Here is a 17,238-nt window from a genome sequence, read left to right on the forward strand (position 1 = left end):
AGAAGCTGAAAATAGCTTCTCCTTTTTACTTTTCCGTTAAAGCAAGTCGGATTCCTAAAATTGCGAAGATTCCTATTTTAGATAAGTTCACTCCTTTTGCGATTTTAGGATTTTTCAAGAACTTATTTGCAATGATGCCAGAGAGGAATGAGATAATTGAAAATACAATAATGGCTTGCAGCATAAATAATATACCTAGAGTGATCATTTGCAGTGGTACTTGCCCAGCATTTGGAGTTACAAATTGAGGTAAGAATGCTAAAAAGAAAAGTGAAACTTTAGGATTTAATATGTTCATAAAAATCCCCTTACGATAGAGCGCGCCGTAATTTAGTGAGACGGCAGCTTGTTCTCCAATCCCTTCATTTCGCTCTTTAAAGGCTTGCCAAGCAAGATACAGTAAATAGATTGCACCAGCATACTTTAAAATTTGAAAGGCGATTGTAGAATGATACAAAATTGCAGAAATTCCAAGAGCGGCAGCTAATGTATGTACAGTTATGCCAGTACAAAGCCCTAGTGCTGTCATAATACCAGCTTTTTTACCTTGGCTCATGCTTTGTGCGAGAACAAATAAAATATCAGGTCCTGGCATTAATGTTAGGAGTATAGCCGCAAAGACAAAAGCAATTAAATTTGAAAAATCCATACATCCACCCCTTTGTAAAATTTTTCTTATTTTATCATGGATTATATGATTTGTAATGATATAAATAGATTTTATCCAAAGGTGAAAGGTTGCATAATAGATAGTATTGCAGTGGTGGCAGAAAACAAACTAAAAGATATTGATAAGATTTTAGTATTAAAATCTTATCAATACATGTACTTTACTACATATTTTAAGACAAACTTGAAAAAAGTTTATGATATTATCACTAAATCAGTGAATTAAGAATAGTATAAAGGACATAAGGTAAATAATGTTGTACTTGAAGGGAAACTGATTTTGATTGAACTAATAAGGTTTTTTCCTGAATAAGTAACGAAAAGCATTGACTCCTTTAAGTCTATTAGAAAATCCATAAATTCTACCTCTCTATGTAGAAAAGTAGAATTTGTTTTTGTGAAAAATCTTTCTTCTTTCTTAAATAGTTAATAATTATCAGATAATACTAGATATTTTAGTCTATTAATTATTATAATAGACTATGAGATGGGTTATAATTGAGACAGAAAAGATGTATTCCTAGGTGGGGCCCAGGTGGCGCTTTTCTTTTTGTGACATTTAAGCAGAAGTGCCTAGTCTTTTTTGCCAATATAGGGGATGGAGAGATTATCATGAGCAACATGCAGAAAAAAACAGACGTTATCTTAATTGGTGCCGGAGTCATGAGTGCGACTTTGGGATCATTATTGAAAGAGTTAGCACCTGAATGGGAAATCAAAGTGTTTGAGAAACTCACAAACGCAGGAGAAGAAAGCTCTAACGAATGGAATAATGCGGGTACGGGCCATTCTGCACTGTGTGAGCTTAACTATACATCCGAAAAATCTGACGGATCTATAGATATTAGCAAAGCTATAAAAATTAATGAACAGTTTCAGCTTTCAAGACAGTTTTGGTCTTATCTTGTCAACAGCAATCTGATTCGTAATCCGCAGGACTTTATCATGCCAATACCTCATATGAGTTTGGTACAAGGGGAAAAAAATGTTACGTTTTTGAAAAAACGATTTGAAGCGCTTTCGAATAATCCGCTGTTTCAAGGAATGGAATTTTCCGATGATCCTGAAAAATTGAGGGAGTGGATTCCGCTCATCATGGAAGGACGTACATCGAATGAACCGATAGCGGCAACAAAAATCGACTCTGGAACGGATGTCAACTTTGGTGCTTTAACACGTATGTTGTTTGACCACTTACAGAGTAAAAAAGTCGAGATAAACTACAAGCATAGTGTCCAGGATATCAAACGTACTAGCGACGGATCATGGGAAGTGAAAGTACATGATATCGATAGCGGTAAAATCGAATACCATACTGCAAAATTCGTCTTTATCGGCGGTGGGGGCGGAAGTCTGCCTTTACTACAAAAAACTGGTATTCCTGAGTCAAAACATATTGGAGGGTTCCCAGTAAGCGGACTATTTATGGTATGTAACAATCCGGAAGTTGCAGAGCAGCATCATGCAAAAGTATACGGTAAAGCTAAGGTTGGTGCTCCTCCAATGTCAGTTCCGCACCTTGATACAAGATATATCGACAACAAAAAAACATTGCTGTTTGGACCGTTTGCTGGCTTCTCACCAAAGTTTTTAAAAACTGGTTCGAATTTTGATTTGATAGGTTCCGTAAAACCAAATAATGTCTTCACTATGTTGGCGGCAGGCGTAAAAGAGATGTCATTGACAAAATACTTGATCCAGCAAGTTATGTTATCGAATGAAAAGCGCATGGAAGAATTACGCGAGTTTATTCCGAACGCTAAAAGCGAGGATTGGGATATAGTGGTAGCGGGCCAACGTGTGCAAGTTATCAAAGATACTGATGCCGGCGGTAAAGGAACACTTCAATTTGGTACGGAAGTTGTTAGTGCCGCTGATGGCTCGATAGCTGCATTGCTCGGCGCTTCTCCGGGGGCTTCTACTGCCGTTCACGTTATGCTTGAGGTATTAGAAAAATGCTTCCCACAACACATGAAAGAGTGGGAACTGAAAATAAAAGAAATGATTCCTTCTTATGGCGTGTCACTAGTGGAAAACCAAGAGCTATTCCAAGAAATTCATACTTCAACAGCGCGGACGCTTGAGCTAAGTGAAAAAGAACTGGCTTATAGTTAATTCTTTGGATGTAGAACCAAAGATATTAAACTAAGTTTATTAAGAATGAATATTTCCCTACTTTTATTTCAAAAGTAGGGATTATTTTTTGTAAAGGAATTGGTATTTTTTCTAAAAGCACTACAGTAGGAGCCAGTCCTTGTTTAATCTCTATATTCAATTGATATACGATTGTTTGATTTTTATATTTTTTAGTCACATTTTTTGTCTTAATAACATATGAACTTACTTCATCACCCCATAATGTAAAGGTAGTGAACGATTTTATATTACATAAAATCTTCATGTTATTCTAAATAATATTTAAAAAGCTAAATCCATACATCGAAGCAACTGCAAAAATGACTGTCCATACTGCTAGACTGACCGTCATCCAACTTATGACGTGTGTCCGGTTAGATCCAAATGTTAAAGCTAATACGGCTGCAATATCAGTTCCTACGAGAATTGGAGCTAGCAGAGCTAAACCTGGAATACCATATCGTTCCCATATTTGTCTTGATCGGGTTTCTTTTTTAGAAGGTGTTGTTATCCCTTTTTTTAACTTTCTTGCTGCTTGCCAATTTGCATACTGCTTAAAGAAGAAGCCCAGTAATAGAACCAAGATAAGATTCCCTGCAAATGCCGTCACTCCTACTGCAAATGGTTGTAATCCCCATGCGATACCGAGTGGTACAACGATTGATACATCCATCCATGGAGCAAAGGCTAATAGAAACAAAACTAAATATTGCCATAATACACCTGCATTTTGAGCCCATTCCAACATACTGTTTCACCTCTCTTTTTGTTTAGATTAAATGCGATGTAAAACACGAATAGTAGTTAACCAATAGACAATGTATTGACCTACACCTAGTACACCAATGCACATTAATGGAACAAGAATATTATGAGAAAAGAGGAAGCAAATTCCCGCCGTTACTGGAAGTGCAAAGCTATAGTAGATATACACGTTCCTGCAAGCCTTATAGGTTACCCATTGTTGACCTTCATCTATTTCATGAAATTCGGATGGTGTAAATCCCAATAATCTAATCTTATCATTAGGATTCTTTCGGTTATAAAGCTTTGTAAGAATGAACCACAAAAAAGTAAACACTACCAAAATCCCAAAACACAATTTAGCTAGAACAACCTGTGTGTTCATAAGAGAAAATAGTAAAAATATAATAATCAATACCAATAAGCTCGCACCTATAAGCGGAGACCTCAAAATATGTTTCATCATAATCATTCATTCCTTTCCTTTTAAATAAAAAACATCTTCTACGGTAACATGAAACGCAGCAGCTATTTTTAACGCCATAGTGACAGAGGGGGAATAATCACCTTTTTCAATTAACCCAATTGTCTGTCTTGTCACTCCAATGGCATCGGCTAAGTCTTGCTGAGTCCATCTAAATCGTGCCCGTAATTCTCTAACTCTGTTTTCAAGCATCATAATGTCCCTTTCCTCATTTTCAATTACCATAATTGTAAAAGATTACCGACAAAATGTAAATAATCATTTGCATTTTGTAATAAATAATTGCCAAGAAACGTAAATAACACCATCTATAACTAAAATGGCGTTGTTTCGTTTATGAAAAGCACCGTTCAATAGCTGGACGGTGCTTTTCATCGCATTGTATACGTTTATAATCCTGTATGAATCATTTCTTTTTCTTGTTTTTGCTCCATATTTTTTAAAATATGAAGCAAAATAAAACCTGTAACACCCAGTGTTCCCAAAATAAACCAAGGTGTATATGTCCCTTGCATCTGTGATGTAAACCATGTTCCTGTATAGTTTCCAATTATAAAGCCAATAGCGAGTGAGAGCTGATAAACTCCAAAATATGTGGCCGTGTAAGATTCATTACTGTAATTCGCAATTGTAATGTCAGCATTAGGTAATACAAGTGTTTCGCCGATTGTAAATAAAATGACACAGCCAAATAGCCAATACGGATGTGGAAACAAAGGGATAAGTAAAAAAGAAAGTCCCATAAATAGCACACCGTATTTTACAATCGAAAGTGTGTTATATTTGTGAAATGTTTTTCGAAATATAATCATAAACAAAACACCTGTAATTGCGTTTACTGTAACCACAAGCCCGCCTAGTGTTGCACTATGACTGATGTTGGTCATATGAAGCGGAAGGGCGACAGTAAGCTGAGTAAACATAATGTAAAAGAAAATCATAATAAATGAGAATGATAGAAACTGCTTATTTTCAAACACAGCTTTTAATCCAGATAAGAGCTGAACATTTTCAGTAGAAACTTGGAAGTGAGATCTAAGAAGATAAAAAATGATAGCAAAGAATAACATAAGAAATCCAGTAAGTATAAAAGGGTACAAAGGATTCCAGATGAGCAATAGGCTACCAGCAATCGGACCGATAATCGCACCGCTATTAAAAGCGAGGTTTAAGTATGTAAATAAATTTTTGCGGAGATTAGCTGGTTGTGAGCCGAATACAGCACGAGCTGCAGGTTCATAAAATGCAGTTCCAACCCCAACTAGAGAAGCGGAAATGGAAATCGTATGAAACTCTGAAAATAATCCTAAACAAATAAAGCCAATGCCTCTTAATGATAAGCCGGATATCATCATAATCGTATAACCAAATTTATCGGCGATTATACCAGAAAATAAAGGGATAATTCGTGAGGTAATTATCATAATCGTTAAAATGGTTCCTACTTGCATTGTAGAAAAATGTAAAAAGCTTGATAAATAGATAGCGAGAAAGGCGTATACAGCAAAATATCCAAATGCCATGAAAAATGATGAAAAGAGTATAACGCGTATGGGTATTGAAAAATTTTTCATAGAAGTCCTCCTAGAATGTAACCATTAAAAATTTTTACTGGTTAACTATTTTATATTATAATTATACATAAAGTCAGAAAAAAGTAAAATTTAGAAAGATGGTGAATGTATTTGAATCATAATCAAGAAGCACCGGAGAAATTAGAAGTGATAAGAAATTTTTTAAATACATGGAGAATTCCAAATGATACAAGAGATCCGAAAGACGAGCTTAATGCGATAGATGATGTACTTCAATTTATGAGAAAGCATTTTGATGAGGAACTCTCTTTTGGTACGTTGGATGAGCTGAAGCAATTTAGAGATGGAATTCGTTTCGCAGTTGAGGAGCAAGATTCACTACAAGAGTGGTTTGAAAAATATCCATTTCGAGTGTGCGTTACAAAAAATATGGATGCTATTACATATGTGCCAATTGGAGAACGAAATTTGTATACGATGATTTTACAAATTATTTTGCTAGCCATTAATCAAAAGAGGTGGAGTCGGTTAAAAGCATGTCCAGATTGTCGGTGGGTCTTTTACGATCATTCTCGTAATGGGAGTAAACGCTGGTGCGGTATGTATGCTGGAGGTAAAGAGGGGAGAGCGTGTGGTACGATTGCGAAAGTGAAAAACTATCGTGCAAAGAGGAAAGGAAGTTCGGGTTACGTGATATAACCTTTAGAGGGAAAGGTGAAATGTATAAGTGCGGTTTATAAAAATGAATGAGAAAAAGGGGAAGATGTACAAGCGATGCTGTATAAGAGAAAGTTGAGCACATACATAAATGAACTTCTCAAAGCTGGATTTACAATTGAAAGAATAGTAGAGAGTGAACCATCTAGTAAATTTGATGAACACACAGCTGAACCTTCTGTTAAATATTATTCTCTGTATAAAGCAAGAAGAGTGCCGACGACTTTAATTGTTAAAGTAAGAAAATAAGTTATTGTATAAAAGAGAATGTGTAATAGAAAAAAGCTTTGCAACAGTTGCAAAGCTTTTTTCATATTTAGTAATACTGTACGTATTAGTTTTCCTGGTTCCATAAGAAATTTACTTTATCTCTTTGGTTGAAAAATGTGCTGAAAAAAGTACTTGTGATGTAAACTATCTACAATCTTATTTGCTTGATACGTACGTTGTTGTTCCAATCGAATACGTTGCTCCATCATTTTCATTTCATGATCTGATAAACGTAACATTGTACCAGTCTCCTTTTCTATAAATATAGGTTTCCAATGACAACGATTCCATATACTTTATAGTTAAGGAGGGATGCTGTGTAACATAGGTAAAAAGCACCTTCCCTCTCCCATTACGCTTACGAGGTTAGCTGTCGGACTCGGGAAGTGAGAGTTTCCCTACTTAAAAAAGATTCGCCCCAAGTAGCATAAGCTACATAAATGGTTCCCCCGTTCCAAAAATTTGGATTCAGCAAAAGGTTTTATAAAGTAAAAAATAACATAATAAAACACATAAGTCAAACTATTTATTTTTTTCTGTCTTTTCTAATTGCGTAAGAACGACTCCATTGGGTACTACAATATCGTTTACTTCAACAAAGCCGTGTTTTTTATATAAAGAAAGGGCAGGGGAGTTTTTTTTGCCAGTTTGTACAATATATTTACTCGTATCAGAGGATATGTTAAATAAATGAAGGAGTAACTTTGTTGCAATTCCTCTATGAAAATAGTCTGGTGATACGACTAGGCGATGGATATCGATAATTGCTCCTTCATTTACAAAAGAAATAAAGCCCATTAGTTTATTTTCTAAGGTATATCCATAAAATGTCTCGTTACAATTTTGAATATCTTCTGCAGTATCATATAAACGCGGGATTGCCACACTGTTAATGTACTTTGCTTCAACTTGATAAGCGGGAATTTGGATTGCCAAAATAGCTGATGCCACTTCAAAAGAAGCAGGATTAATTTTAAAAATCATTTGTTGATCTCCTTTCTGGAAGGGGGAGCGTAGGTTGGTTTTTGTCTTGAAATAAGATACAATTCAAATCAAATGGTGCTAAAATTCTAATTTGAAATGAAGTAAAAGATATTTTAATATACTTATAATCTGTATGTTGTTTGATAGAATTTAGTTTTTTGGGATACAGTGTATGTATATAATTTCACGATACGGTAGCAAATTTCCTTTTGTGAATGTGAACCTCGTACCGTATGTAGGACCAATTATCGCTATTCTACCTGCTTTAATTATTGTGATGATGATTATACAATTGGCAGAAGGAAAGTTTATTTCACCACAAGTCATGGGCAAAAAGTTAGACATTCATCCAATTATAATTATTTTAATGTACCAAGCATTAGAAATAGCGAAGGTAAATTTAGCTGAAATTAAAAAGTTGATTGGATATGAGAGGGAACGATGAGCGTTCCCTTATTTTTCTGTTTTTATTGCGAATGATTGCTGAAATTGATCAATAATCATTTTAGGTACAGTGCCAATATTATCCGGTAGTGTATGCAATGGGAAGAAACGTAATTCTTTCGATTCGTTAGGATCACCTTGCAAGGTACCTCCATAATTACGGCAAACATAAACAACCATGACACCATATACTTGATCACCATTTGGATATATTTGAAACAAGTTTGGCCCTGAAAAATTGTGAAATAGTTCTAAATCTTTTATGATAAGTCCTGTTTCTTCAAATACTTCTCGTTTTGCAGCTTCTTCCAATGTTTCCTCATATTCAAGTGCACCACCAATAATGCCCCACATATTAAAATCAGTGCGAAGCTGAAGTAATATTTCATTTTGTTTATTTAAAATAATCACATGTGAACCAGTTAGTATAAGCGGACGATTCCCTACGAGCTTTCGCATGTCTTCGATATATCCCATTTTCTTTTCTCCTTATCAATTTATATTTTGAGCGAATTGTAAATATATTTCATATTCTTTAAAGTCAAGTTTCTTTAAAATAGGTGCAGAATGACCTGTTCGTGCTTGGCATGTAGTAAGTATAATCCCTTACTATTGAGCGAGTTGTAATCGCTTGTACACAAGCTGAGTATATATTCCTAGTTCTCGAAAAGTTGGAAGAACCCTCTGAACCATTTAAGTGCAATGTCTTTCTATCTGTATGCTCCTTAATAATTAACAATACTTTGGTAATTCCCTCAACATTTTTTCAGCTCGATTCGCCACAGAAGTAAGGTTTGGATCCATTTTGCTTCTAAAAAACAAAGTGCGTAAAAAAGTTTTTAAATTTGCACATAATATGAAGTATTCATGACAGGAAAGTCTGATTTTTAATTGTGATAAACGTTTTATTTTTTTATAAATAATCGAAAAAAGTTGATCCCTAGGGAAGTCGTAATAAAGCATAGATAAAAGAGGAATTACAATTCGTTCATCTTCATTATTATGATATACGGTAGAATAAATAAAGATTTTATTTAATAAGCAATGAGCGATTTCTTCATAACAGGAACAGGTAATATGTGTACTATGTACCAGTTCGTTAAAGGCATCGGATGCATGGGCGACGCTATGAGCCCAGCCTTTATCTTGTACATATCCACGGTAATCTGTTTCAAGATTCATATATGTAATAAGCTTTTCTTTTACTGCTTGCACTGTTTCTTGTAATAAGAATGAGTGAGAATTATCGAACTGTATAATTAAACCGATTAATAAAGTGGTATAAGAACGAGTGAAAACTCCATCCGTATTTGGAGAGGCGATTTCTTGATATAAGTAATCGTCACTAAGGCAGGTTGTTAACAAAGTCTCTAAGTTATCATGGGATAGAAATTCATTTTGAATAAAATGCGCAAAACATTTATATATTAATTGATCACGTACATAGCTATCGGTCGTTCCAATATGTCCAATCATATGGGAACTTAATTCATTAAGATCAATGTTCTGCATCTGTGTATAGTCATTTTGCTGGATGAGCTCCAATTGTTGTTGCAATGCGGTGATATCCAAAGCCCTTCCTCCTCTATGCTTTCGTAATGCATTGTTTCCTAGTATTCTATATATTCGAAGACAATCCTGCTCATGCAAGGATAAATAATAACCACTCCTGAAGTAGTTAACAAGGAGGGGGCTTATTATGTTAAAACAAAGGCTTAAACATATGATTGCGTTATACCCAGCTATACTATTTGATGGATGGCATGTTGAAAATGTATCGGAGCGCACGGAAGGAGAGAGATGGGAGACATTTTGGTTTCAAGTTTTTACACCAACAGGAGTGTTTCGAGTAAAAGAGTTTTTCTTAGATATTATGGAGCCAACCTTTCCAGATAGTTGTATGTATCAAGCACAAGGTGAATGTTTTCAGTATAATGATCTTGTATATTGGAGAGGGCTGAATTATAAAGGGAAAGTTAGTTATGTCAGCTCTAAATGGAAAACACAAGTTGAAATTTCAATCGATGAAGGATTCGTACATCAACAAGAAATGGAAGAATTTTTGGAAGGATTGCAACCACTAGATTTAGAAAAAGCGAAAAAACAAGTGAATAAACCGTTTCATCAATTAAGTTTTCAAGCAAGAGCGCAAAATGGCGGTGAAATAAGCAGATGCAAAAGGTGGTATTCACCAGATGAAGTGCAATTTGAGCCTTTACCGATTACAACGCCAGTTTATTGGCAACTCGAATCCGTTGGTTTTGGAGAAAAGGAAATACAATATGTGTACTGGGATGTAAAAGAACAACTATATGCACTTTGGGCGTGTCGTCATGTAAAACGTAATTATTATCCAGTATCTTCGTGGATTAATAATTATAGCTCCATGCAAATGTTAAATGGATTAGAATTTCATATACAACCTCAGCGCGGTACAGTGGTATATCAAGATTTAGGTGACGAGCAGATTGCCTATGTATTTCGTGGTATTCCAACTACAACATTCTTAAAAGTACAAGAAATCTTTTCTTAATTTCTAAGAAAGACAAGGGAATGTCCTAAAGTGAAACTTTAATCAGTGGGGATTTTTCTCCCCCACTGATTATTAGCCTTCACCAATCGGGCTTTTACGGGCAGTTGCTCCTCCACCTAATGCCTTTGTTTTCGCTGAATTTTGAGGTGGGATCTTACTGCCCGTTAATGCGGGATAAATATAGTCACGACAGAATCAGTATATTTGTAATACAATAAAATAGAGTATTGCTTCGTTTAATGGAATATATAAAGAAAGTATTGGTGAATTTATGAAACAACATAAAAGCTGGTTACAGGCAAGTGTAGAACGGAATTTAGATAATAAGTTACATATAGCATGGGAAGATGGAGTAGAGGAAGTTACTATTTATTGGAGTAATTCATCAGAAAACATTGAGAAAAATGGACAATTTTTATTAAACGCCTCAGGAACAAACTCATGTACAATAGAAGATCCAAGTCCTAACGTACGTCCTTATTTCCGCTTAGTAGCAAGTAATGGACAGGCGGTTACTGTAGCTGAACGCAGGTTACCATTACAGGGAGCGTTTAATTTCCGTGATTTAGGTGGTTATGAAACAAGTGACGGCCGCAAAGTACAGTGGGGCAAATTATATCGTTCAGAGGAATTAGCTGGATTAACAGAAGGGGATATTGCTTATTTACAACATTCTGGTTTAAAACTAGTATGTGATTATCGAACAGATTTTGAAGTGACGCATAAACCGAATCCGAGCATCCCTGGTGCTCGGCAAGTTTGTATACCAGTCATGCAAGATATAGCAAAAGATTTAAATATTAATGAGTTTTTCCAAGTCGGAGATTTATCAATGCTTGGAAAACCAGGTGAATATTTAGTGAAAATGAATAAAGGGTTTGTAGCGGGGAATGAGGCATTTGTACGTTTTTTACAGCTAGCTCAAGATCCGGAAAACTTACCGCTAGTTAATCATTGTACAGCTGGGAAAGATCGAACAGGATTTGGTTCGGCACTATTATTACTTCTTCTTGGTGTCCCAGAAGAAACGGTGATGCAAGACTATTTATTAAGTAATGGATTCCGTGAAAAGTTAAATCAAAAAATGATGGCCTTTTTAGGTTCGAAGTTACAAAATGAGGAAAGTAAAGAAATATTAGGGGCGATGTTTGAAGCTCGTGCGGAGTATTTACAGGCGGCAATTGATGAAATTACTCACAAATTTGGAAGTATTGAAGAGTATGCTGAAAAAGGACTAGGTTTTACAAAAGAACAATTAGAAAATATGAAAACATTGTTACTAGAAGAGAAGTAATAGATAAATAACACTGTTTTGCAAGTAAGTTTACTTATTTGTAAAGGGGTTGATGAATAATCCTGTATTATGTTACATAATACAGGATTGTTTTATGGCTATACTCAAATTCAATTACATATTGTGCGGTTGAAGATAAAGAAATGATAAAAAGGAAAATTCAAGAGATGGTATGGATGTTATTATTTTAAATTGGATTGGGAATGAGTAATGGAGGAAGATATGAAATACAAAGTTATATTCTTTGATGTGGATGATACATTATTTGACTTCAGTGTGTCAGAAAAAAATGCACTGCATAAAGCTTTTGTAGATTTTGAATTACCTACGGGGCTAGTAGATTATAAAAACAGCTATGAAGAGATTAGCAAGGTATTATGGAGAGACTTAGAGCAGGGAATTATCACTTTATCAGAATTGGGAGTGGAGAGGTTTAAGAGGTTGTTCTTAGAACATAAGCTTGAAATAAATGCTGACATGTTCAACAGTATATATCTTGGCTATTTAGGGGCGGAAATACATATGGTATCAGGAGCTGCAGACTTGTGTGATACGCTTGCAGATTATCGGCTAGCTATTATCACGAATGGGTTCACAGATGTACAGAAATCTAGAATCAAGGGGTCGCCTCTCTGTGATACTTTTGAGCATATTATCATTTCGGAAGAGGTTGGATTTCAAAAACCAGCACGAGGAATTTTTGATTATGCATTTTCAAAGCTGGAGATTACAGATAAAGCGAGCGTATTAATGATCGGTGACTCTTTAACTTCTGATATTCAAGGGGGAATAAATTACGGGATTGATACTTGTTGGTTTAACCCGCACTGTAAGGAAAATAATACAGGTATTAAACCAACATATGAAATTCGTGAGTTAACCGATATTATAGGAATTGTAGGAGAGCAGAGGAACTAATAGGTTTGAATGAATTTTTGCTATGTTTTTGGTTAAGCTGGGATTCCCTTCAACAATAGGTGCAAATTTTACAAAGATCCCTCTTTCTACGTCATAGTAGAGAGGGGGATTTACTATACTTCACCAAAAATAAATATCTCATCAATAGAAGTATTCAATACTTTTCTGAAATCGTGGGTCAATTGTCAAGATGGTATATTTCCTCATTTTCAAATGATTAATGGTTTCATAACAAATACCAACCGAATCGTCTTAGATCATATGAAAATGAGTACGATACTCTTTTATTTTTGTTGTGAATGCCATGGTGTATCTTCCATTTTATCAATTAGTTTGTTGTACAAATAAATAGAGAATCCAAGAAGAAGTTAAAACAAATAGATAAATGAAAAGTAATATATTATTAAAGTTCAGAAAAATGATAATATTTACAAGTTATAGACAGTAAGAATATCGTAAAATGGTTGCAAGAGGAAGAGAGGGGGGGGAACGTATGATTAAGTGGATGTTAATTATGTTAATGAGTGTGGCAGTAATAGTTGTTGGAACAATAGTAATTGGGAAAAATGGGGATGAAAATTATAGTAAATCTACGAAAGGTAATATTACAAGACTTACAATGATTTATCTTGTATTAGCAGTTGTTTTAATTGTTGGTCTAGGTTTATATATATATTTTAATGGCTAAGGAAGTATATGTAGATTGAAACACCGGTATAAAACCTTCCTTTTAGATGGGAGAGAGCGTCCGTTTTTGGATAGAAGTAGCCCCATGCCATGTGAAACCAAATGGAGAAAACGAGTGGGGATTCCTTTTTATTTTCATAGCCGTGATTTACATGTCGGAAAATCAAAATGCATATATAATTGCTATAGGAAGTATGGCGAACTACTTTTTTTGAATGCATAGATAAATTATGAAAAGATTTCATGAAAGTTCATTCAATCTGAAAAAAATACAAAAATCTAAAAATGTAAGTATGCTATAATGCGGATATAGTTCATTGGTAAATAAGGAAGGGATTGGATAAAATGATTGAGATTGTCAATGTATCAAAAAGTTATAATGGTTCTTCCTATGCTGTGAAAGATTTAAGTTTAACAGTACCTAGTGGGGAAATTTTTGGGTTTTTAGGGCCAAATGGTGCTGGAAAATCAACAACAATTAAGATGGTAACAGGTATTCATGCAATAGATAAAGGAACAATTTCGATCAACGGAAAAGATGTAATGAAAGAGCCGATGGAGGCAAAGAAGACATTTGGTTATGTTCCGGATAGTCCAGATATGTTTCTGCGATTAAAAGGGATAGAATATTTGAACTTTATGGCGGATATGTATGAGGTGCCAAATGCAATTAGACAGGAAAAAATTCAATTTTTAGCAGAGAGATTTGATCTTTATAATGCTTTGTCTGATCAAATTCAAAGTTATTCACATGGGATGAGACAGAAAATTATTATTATCGGTGTTCTTCTGCATGATCCAGATGTATGGATTTTAGATGAACCAATGACAGGGCTTGATCCAAAATCAGCGTTTATTTTAAAACAAATGATGAGGGAGCATGCGGATAAAGGGAAAACGGTATTTTTCTCGACACATGTACTAGAAGTAGCCGAGAAATTATGCGATCGCGTAGCCATTATTAATAAGGGGAATTTGCAGTTTCAAGGAAATTTAAATGAAATGAGAGATCATTTTAAATCCAATGAATCTCTTGAGAAAATGTTCTTGGAGATGACAGGAAATGAATAAAATTTGGACATTAACAAAGGTATTATTGAAATTAAATTATGCAGATATTATAACGGATAAAAAGAAGCGTTGGGCGTATGCATTTTCATTTTTAGCACTATTATTCGCAGGATTTCTATTTATTGGTCCACTTACATATGGAATGTATGTTGGAATGAAATCAATCGGTCAGGAAACTTCGATAATCGGAATGGGATTAGCTGTTGCAAGCATATGGGTATTTGTAATTAGTATTACGAACATTTTAACTGTATTTTATTATAATAATGATGTTGAGACCCTATTACCTTTACCACTGCAACCATCACAAATTATTACGGCGAAATTTATTACTGTATTAATTACACAATATGTAATGGGATCTTTTATCTTATTTCCAATCTTTATTGTTTACGGTGTACAAAGTGGTGCTTTTATTACATATTATTTATATGCATTAATTATTTACATGTTTTTCCCTATTATTCCATTAGTACTAGCATCACTATTAATGACGGTGATTATGCGTTATACAAACATCGCAAAAAACAAAGATCGTAGTAATATATTTATCGGAATATTAACTCTAGTATTTGTCGTAGGTATTAATGTATTTATTCAGTGGAGAAACAAAAGTGCAGTATCAGGGGATATGGTTGCAAATTACTTTGCTGATAACCAATCGTCTCTGTTCGTTCAAATGACAAATTATTTTCCAACAACATACTTTGGTGCAATGGGATTGATAGAAAATGCATCTTGGAAAGGGATTATATACGTTGTGATTTTTGCAGCGATTTCCTTAGCATTTTTCGGATTGTTTTTCTTTGTTGCACAGCGTACATATTTAAAAGGAGTTATTGGACTTTCGACGAGTACAGCAAAAAAAGAGGCTATCTCAGCAGAGAACTTAAAAAAATCGACTGTACAAAGTTCACATATAAAGGCTTATGTGAAAAAAGAGTTCAAAATTTTATTCCGAACGCCACAATTTTTTATAAATTGCATTGTGCAAACTTTCGTGATGCCAATTATGTTATTTTTTATTCTTTTCATACAAGAGGGAAACTTAAAGTGGTTAACAAAGTTTATAAACGAGCCAGAATGGTCTAGTTTAGCTCTTGGCATTGGTTTTTGTGCAAGCCTATTCTTAATGGGAAGTAATGTTATTGCCACAACTTCTTTTTCTAGGGATGGAAGCTCATGGTTTGTTAATCGTTATTTACCCGTAAAGGCATCAGATATATTTTTTGCAAAAGTATTTACAGCGTGGTTTATTAATATAGCAATATTAGCTGTGTTTGGTCTGATCATGACTATTGTTGCGGGTGTTTCGCCACTCTTTATGTTGTTATGGTTCTTACTAAGTGCAAATGGCTTATGGTTAACAAATTTAATCGGTACACGGTGGGACGCTCAAACGGCAGATATACATTGGGATTCAGAGCAGAAGTTATTTAAAAGTCGATACACAACTTTATGGAATTTCCTTGCAAATATTGCGATGGATCTAGTAATCGTAGCTGGGGTTTGTGGATTATACTTTTTCTTTGAAATCGGTATGTGGGGAATGTTTAGTATTCTATTAATCGTATTTACTATTATAAATGTAATAGTAACACGTATTTTACAGTTAAGAGCAGAGCGCATTCTAGCAAATATTAAATAAAAAAATGATAAATCCTCTGTATTCATGCAGGGGATTTATTTGTAAGAAATGAGACTTATGGTTCTAATTTACTAGAAGGTATATTTTACTTTGCAAAATAGGGGGAGAAACGAGTGACGAAAATAGCAATTGTTACAGGAGCAACACGTTTGAATGGAATTGGGGCAGCGATTTGCAAGGCGCTTGCTCAAATAGGTATCGATATTTTTTTCACGTACTGGCCTAGGTACGATAAGGCAATGCCATGGAGTATGAATGATGAAGAACCATTTTTATTGAAAAGAGAAATTGAAAATTATGGCGTACGCTGTGAAATGGCTGAGGTGAACTTATCGCAATCGTATGCACCAAATCGGTTATTATATATGGTATCAGAACGATTAGGAGAGCCGTCTATTCTTATTAACAATGCTGCATATTCCACTGATACAACTATTGAAGAACTTGATATAGAGCAACTAGATAAGCATTATACGGTAAATATGCGTGCTACGATGTTATTAAGTACACTCTTTATTAATCATTATTCGCTTGAAACAAGTGGAAGTATTGTAAATCTTACATCTGGGCAATCGCTAGGTCCAATGCCAAATGAACTTGCTTATATAGCAACGAAAGGAGCAATTGAAGCTTTTACTACTTCAGTAGCACCAGTTGCAATGAAAAAAGGAATTACTGTAAATGCTGTTGATCCGGGACCAACCAATACAGGGTGGATGACAGAGGAAATTAAGGGGTGTTTAGTGACCAGATTTCCAGTAGGAAGAATAGGAGAGCCTGTGGATGTAGCACGTCTAATAACATTTTTAGTAAGTGAAGAAGCAAAATGGGTGACGGGACAAGTCATTCATTCGAATGGTGGATTCTATTAATAGTTTATAATTTTATTATGTAAACAAACAGGTTGAGAAATAATATGAATTAGGAAATATTTCCTGTGTAAAATAAATGTATTGTCAGAAAATGGGGACTTCTGATAGTGAAAAGATTATTTTAAAGAAATATGTAATTTTTAAAATAACCCTTATAGGTCAATATATTCTTCTATTTTTATTGGAGAGAGTTTCGTATAAAGCATATTATAAAGAATAGAAAAAACTCGGA

The 17,238-nt window shown here is 34.6% G+C and carries 19 protein-coding genes, 2 pseudogenes and 1 riboswitch; of the genes and pseudogenes, 11 read left to right on the plus strand and 10 right to left on the minus strand.

Annotation, left to right across the window (positions count from 1 at the left end):
• Positions 1–25 precede the first annotated feature (25 nt).
• Entirely contained in the window at positions 26–649 is a 624-nt protein-coding gene (locus tag Y7E_RS0113035; RefSeq protein WP_017151697.1) for a LysE family translocator, read from the minus strand.
• A gap of 626 nt (positions 650–1,275) precedes the next feature.
• Between Y7E_RS0113035 and Y7E_RS0113040 the strand changes: the two genes are divergently transcribed.
• Entirely contained in the window at positions 1,276–2,784 is a 1,509-nt protein-coding gene (locus Y7E_RS0113040; protein ID WP_272942950.1) for a malate:quinone oxidoreductase, read from the plus strand.
• 25 nt (positions 2,785–2,809) lie between these two features.
• Here the strand turns inward: Y7E_RS0113040 and Y7E_RS34345 are convergent, their stop codons facing one another.
• The 5 genes from Y7E_RS34345 to Y7E_RS0113065 all read right to left on the minus strand — a co-directional run bounded on the left by Y7E_RS34345 (position 2,810) and on the right by Y7E_RS0113065 (position 5,607).
• Positions 2,810–2,983: a hypothetical protein gene (locus Y7E_RS34345; RefSeq protein ID WP_237741369.1), complete on the minus strand. Its 174-nt coding sequence runs from the start codon at positions 2,981–2,983 to the stop codon at positions 2,810–2,812.
• 93 nt (positions 2,984–3,076) lie between these two features.
• The gene (locus Y7E_RS0113050) at positions 3,077–3,553 is read right to left on the minus strand and encodes a small multi-drug export protein (protein WP_017151700.1); all 477 of its coding nucleotides are present in this window, start codon (positions 3,551–3,553) and stop codon (positions 3,077–3,079) included.
• Between the two features lie 27 nt (positions 3,554–3,580).
• Positions 3,581–4,015 (minus strand): hypothetical protein, encoded by a 435-nt coding sequence (locus tag Y7E_RS0113055; RefSeq protein WP_026049201.1) that lies wholly within the window; start codon positions 4,013–4,015, stop codon positions 3,581–3,583.
• Positions 4,016–4,021: 6 nt separating this feature from the next.
• The gene (locus Y7E_RS0113060) at positions 4,022–4,228 is read right to left on the minus strand and encodes a helix-turn-helix transcriptional regulator (RefSeq protein WP_017151702.1); all 207 of its coding nucleotides are present in this window, start codon (positions 4,226–4,228) and stop codon (positions 4,022–4,024) included.
• A 194-nt stretch (positions 4,229–4,422) separates the two neighbouring features.
• Positions 4,423–5,607, minus strand: a complete 1,185-nt coding sequence (locus tag Y7E_RS0113065; RefSeq protein WP_017151703.1) for an MDR family MFS transporter — start codon at positions 5,605–5,607, stop codon at positions 4,423–4,425.
• Positions 5,608–5,712: 105 nt separating this feature from the next.
• On the opposite strand from Y7E_RS0113065, the gene Y7E_RS0113070 reads away from it, so the two are divergent.
• Positions 5,713–6,267, plus strand: coding sequence for a CGNR zinc finger domain-containing protein (locus Y7E_RS0113070; protein WP_017151704.1), 555 nt, complete (start codon positions 5,713–5,715; stop codon positions 6,265–6,267).
• Positions 6,268–6,321: 54 nt separating this feature from the next.
• A pseudogene (locus Y7E_RS29685) lies at positions 6,322–6,534 on the plus strand (class I SAM-dependent methyltransferase); the annotation flags it as partial.
• A 116-nt stretch (positions 6,535–6,650) separates the two neighbouring features.
• On the opposite strand, the gene Y7E_RS33650 reads toward Y7E_RS29685, so the two are convergent.
• Together Y7E_RS33650 and Y7E_RS0113085 are read right to left on the minus strand one after the other, a co-directional pair.
• Entirely contained in the window at positions 6,651–6,794 is a 144-nt protein-coding gene (locus Y7E_RS33650; protein WP_017151706.1) for a hypothetical protein, read from the minus strand.
• A gap of 100 nt (positions 6,795–6,894) precedes the next feature.
• Positions 6,895–7,039: riboswitch (cyclic di-AMP (ydaO/yuaA leader) on the minus strand.
• A gap of 38 nt (positions 7,040–7,077) precedes the next feature.
• Positions 7,078–7,539, minus strand: coding sequence for a GNAT family N-acetyltransferase (locus tag Y7E_RS0113085; protein WP_017151707.1), 462 nt, complete (start codon positions 7,537–7,539; stop codon positions 7,078–7,080).
• A 217-nt stretch (positions 7,540–7,756) separates the two neighbouring features.
• Between Y7E_RS0113085 and Y7E_RS33245 the strand changes: the two are divergent.
• Positions 7,757–7,909, plus strand: a pseudogene (locus Y7E_RS33245) (AI-2E family transporter); the annotation flags it as partial.
• An 83-nt stretch (positions 7,910–7,992) separates the two neighbouring features.
• Here Y7E_RS33245 and Y7E_RS0113095 read toward each other — a convergent pair.
• Positions 7,993–8,460, minus strand: coding sequence for an NUDIX hydrolase (locus Y7E_RS0113095; RefSeq protein ID WP_017151709.1), 468 nt, complete (start codon positions 8,458–8,460; stop codon positions 7,993–7,995).
• A 255-nt stretch (positions 8,461–8,715) separates the two neighbouring features.
• Positions 8,716–9,555, minus strand: a complete 840-nt coding sequence (locus Y7E_RS0113100; RefSeq protein ID WP_017151710.1) for a DUF2785 domain-containing protein — start codon at positions 9,553–9,555, stop codon at positions 8,716–8,718.
• Positions 9,556–9,682: 127 nt separating this feature from the next.
• Between Y7E_RS0113100 and Y7E_RS0113105 the strand changes: the two genes are divergently transcribed.
• The 7 genes from Y7E_RS0113105 (at position 9,683) to Y7E_RS0113135 (ending at position 17,006) form a co-directional block, all read left to right on the plus strand.
• A complete protein-coding gene (locus Y7E_RS0113105; RefSeq protein ID WP_017151711.1) occupies positions 9,683–10,516 on the plus strand; it encodes a hypothetical protein in 834 nt (277 codons plus the stop codon).
• A 271-nt stretch (positions 10,517–10,787) separates the two neighbouring features.
• Positions 10,788–11,810: a tyrosine-protein phosphatase gene (locus tag Y7E_RS0113110; RefSeq protein ID WP_017151712.1), complete on the plus strand. Its 1,023-nt coding sequence runs from the start codon at positions 10,788–10,790 to the stop codon at positions 11,808–11,810.
• A gap of 222 nt (positions 11,811–12,032) precedes the next feature.
• On the plus strand, positions 12,033–12,728 hold the full coding sequence (locus Y7E_RS0113115; protein WP_017151713.1) for a YjjG family noncanonical pyrimidine nucleotidase: 696 nt from the start codon (positions 12,033–12,035) through the stop codon (positions 12,726–12,728).
• A 505-nt stretch (positions 12,729–13,233) separates the two neighbouring features.
• Positions 13,234–13,416 (plus strand): hypothetical protein, encoded by a 183-nt coding sequence (locus Y7E_RS0113120; RefSeq protein ID WP_087957901.1) that lies wholly within the window; start codon positions 13,234–13,236, stop codon positions 13,414–13,416.
• 344 nt (positions 13,417–13,760) lie between these two features.
• A complete protein-coding gene (locus Y7E_RS0113125; RefSeq protein ID WP_017151715.1) occupies positions 13,761–14,486 on the plus strand; it encodes an ABC transporter ATP-binding protein in 726 nt (241 codons plus the stop codon).
• Complete coding sequence (locus Y7E_RS0113130) at positions 14,479–16,134, plus strand: putative ABC transporter permease subunit (RefSeq protein WP_017151716.1); 1,656 nt, start codon at positions 14,479–14,481, stop codon at positions 16,132–16,134. Before Y7E_RS0113125 ends, Y7E_RS0113130 begins: the two co-directional genes overlap by 8 nt.
• 113 nt (positions 16,135–16,247) lie before the next feature.
• The gene (locus tag Y7E_RS0113135) at positions 16,248–17,006 is read left to right on the plus strand and encodes an SDR family oxidoreductase (RefSeq protein ID WP_017151717.1); all 759 of its coding nucleotides are present in this window, start codon (positions 16,248–16,250) and stop codon (positions 17,004–17,006) included.
• The last annotated feature ends 232 nt before the right edge of the window (positions 17,007–17,238 follow it).

This window comes from Bacillus bingmayongensis (genome assembly GCF_000299035.1).
GTDB lineage: Bacteria > Bacillota > Bacilli > Bacillales > Bacillaceae_G > Bacillus_A > Bacillus_A bingmayongensis.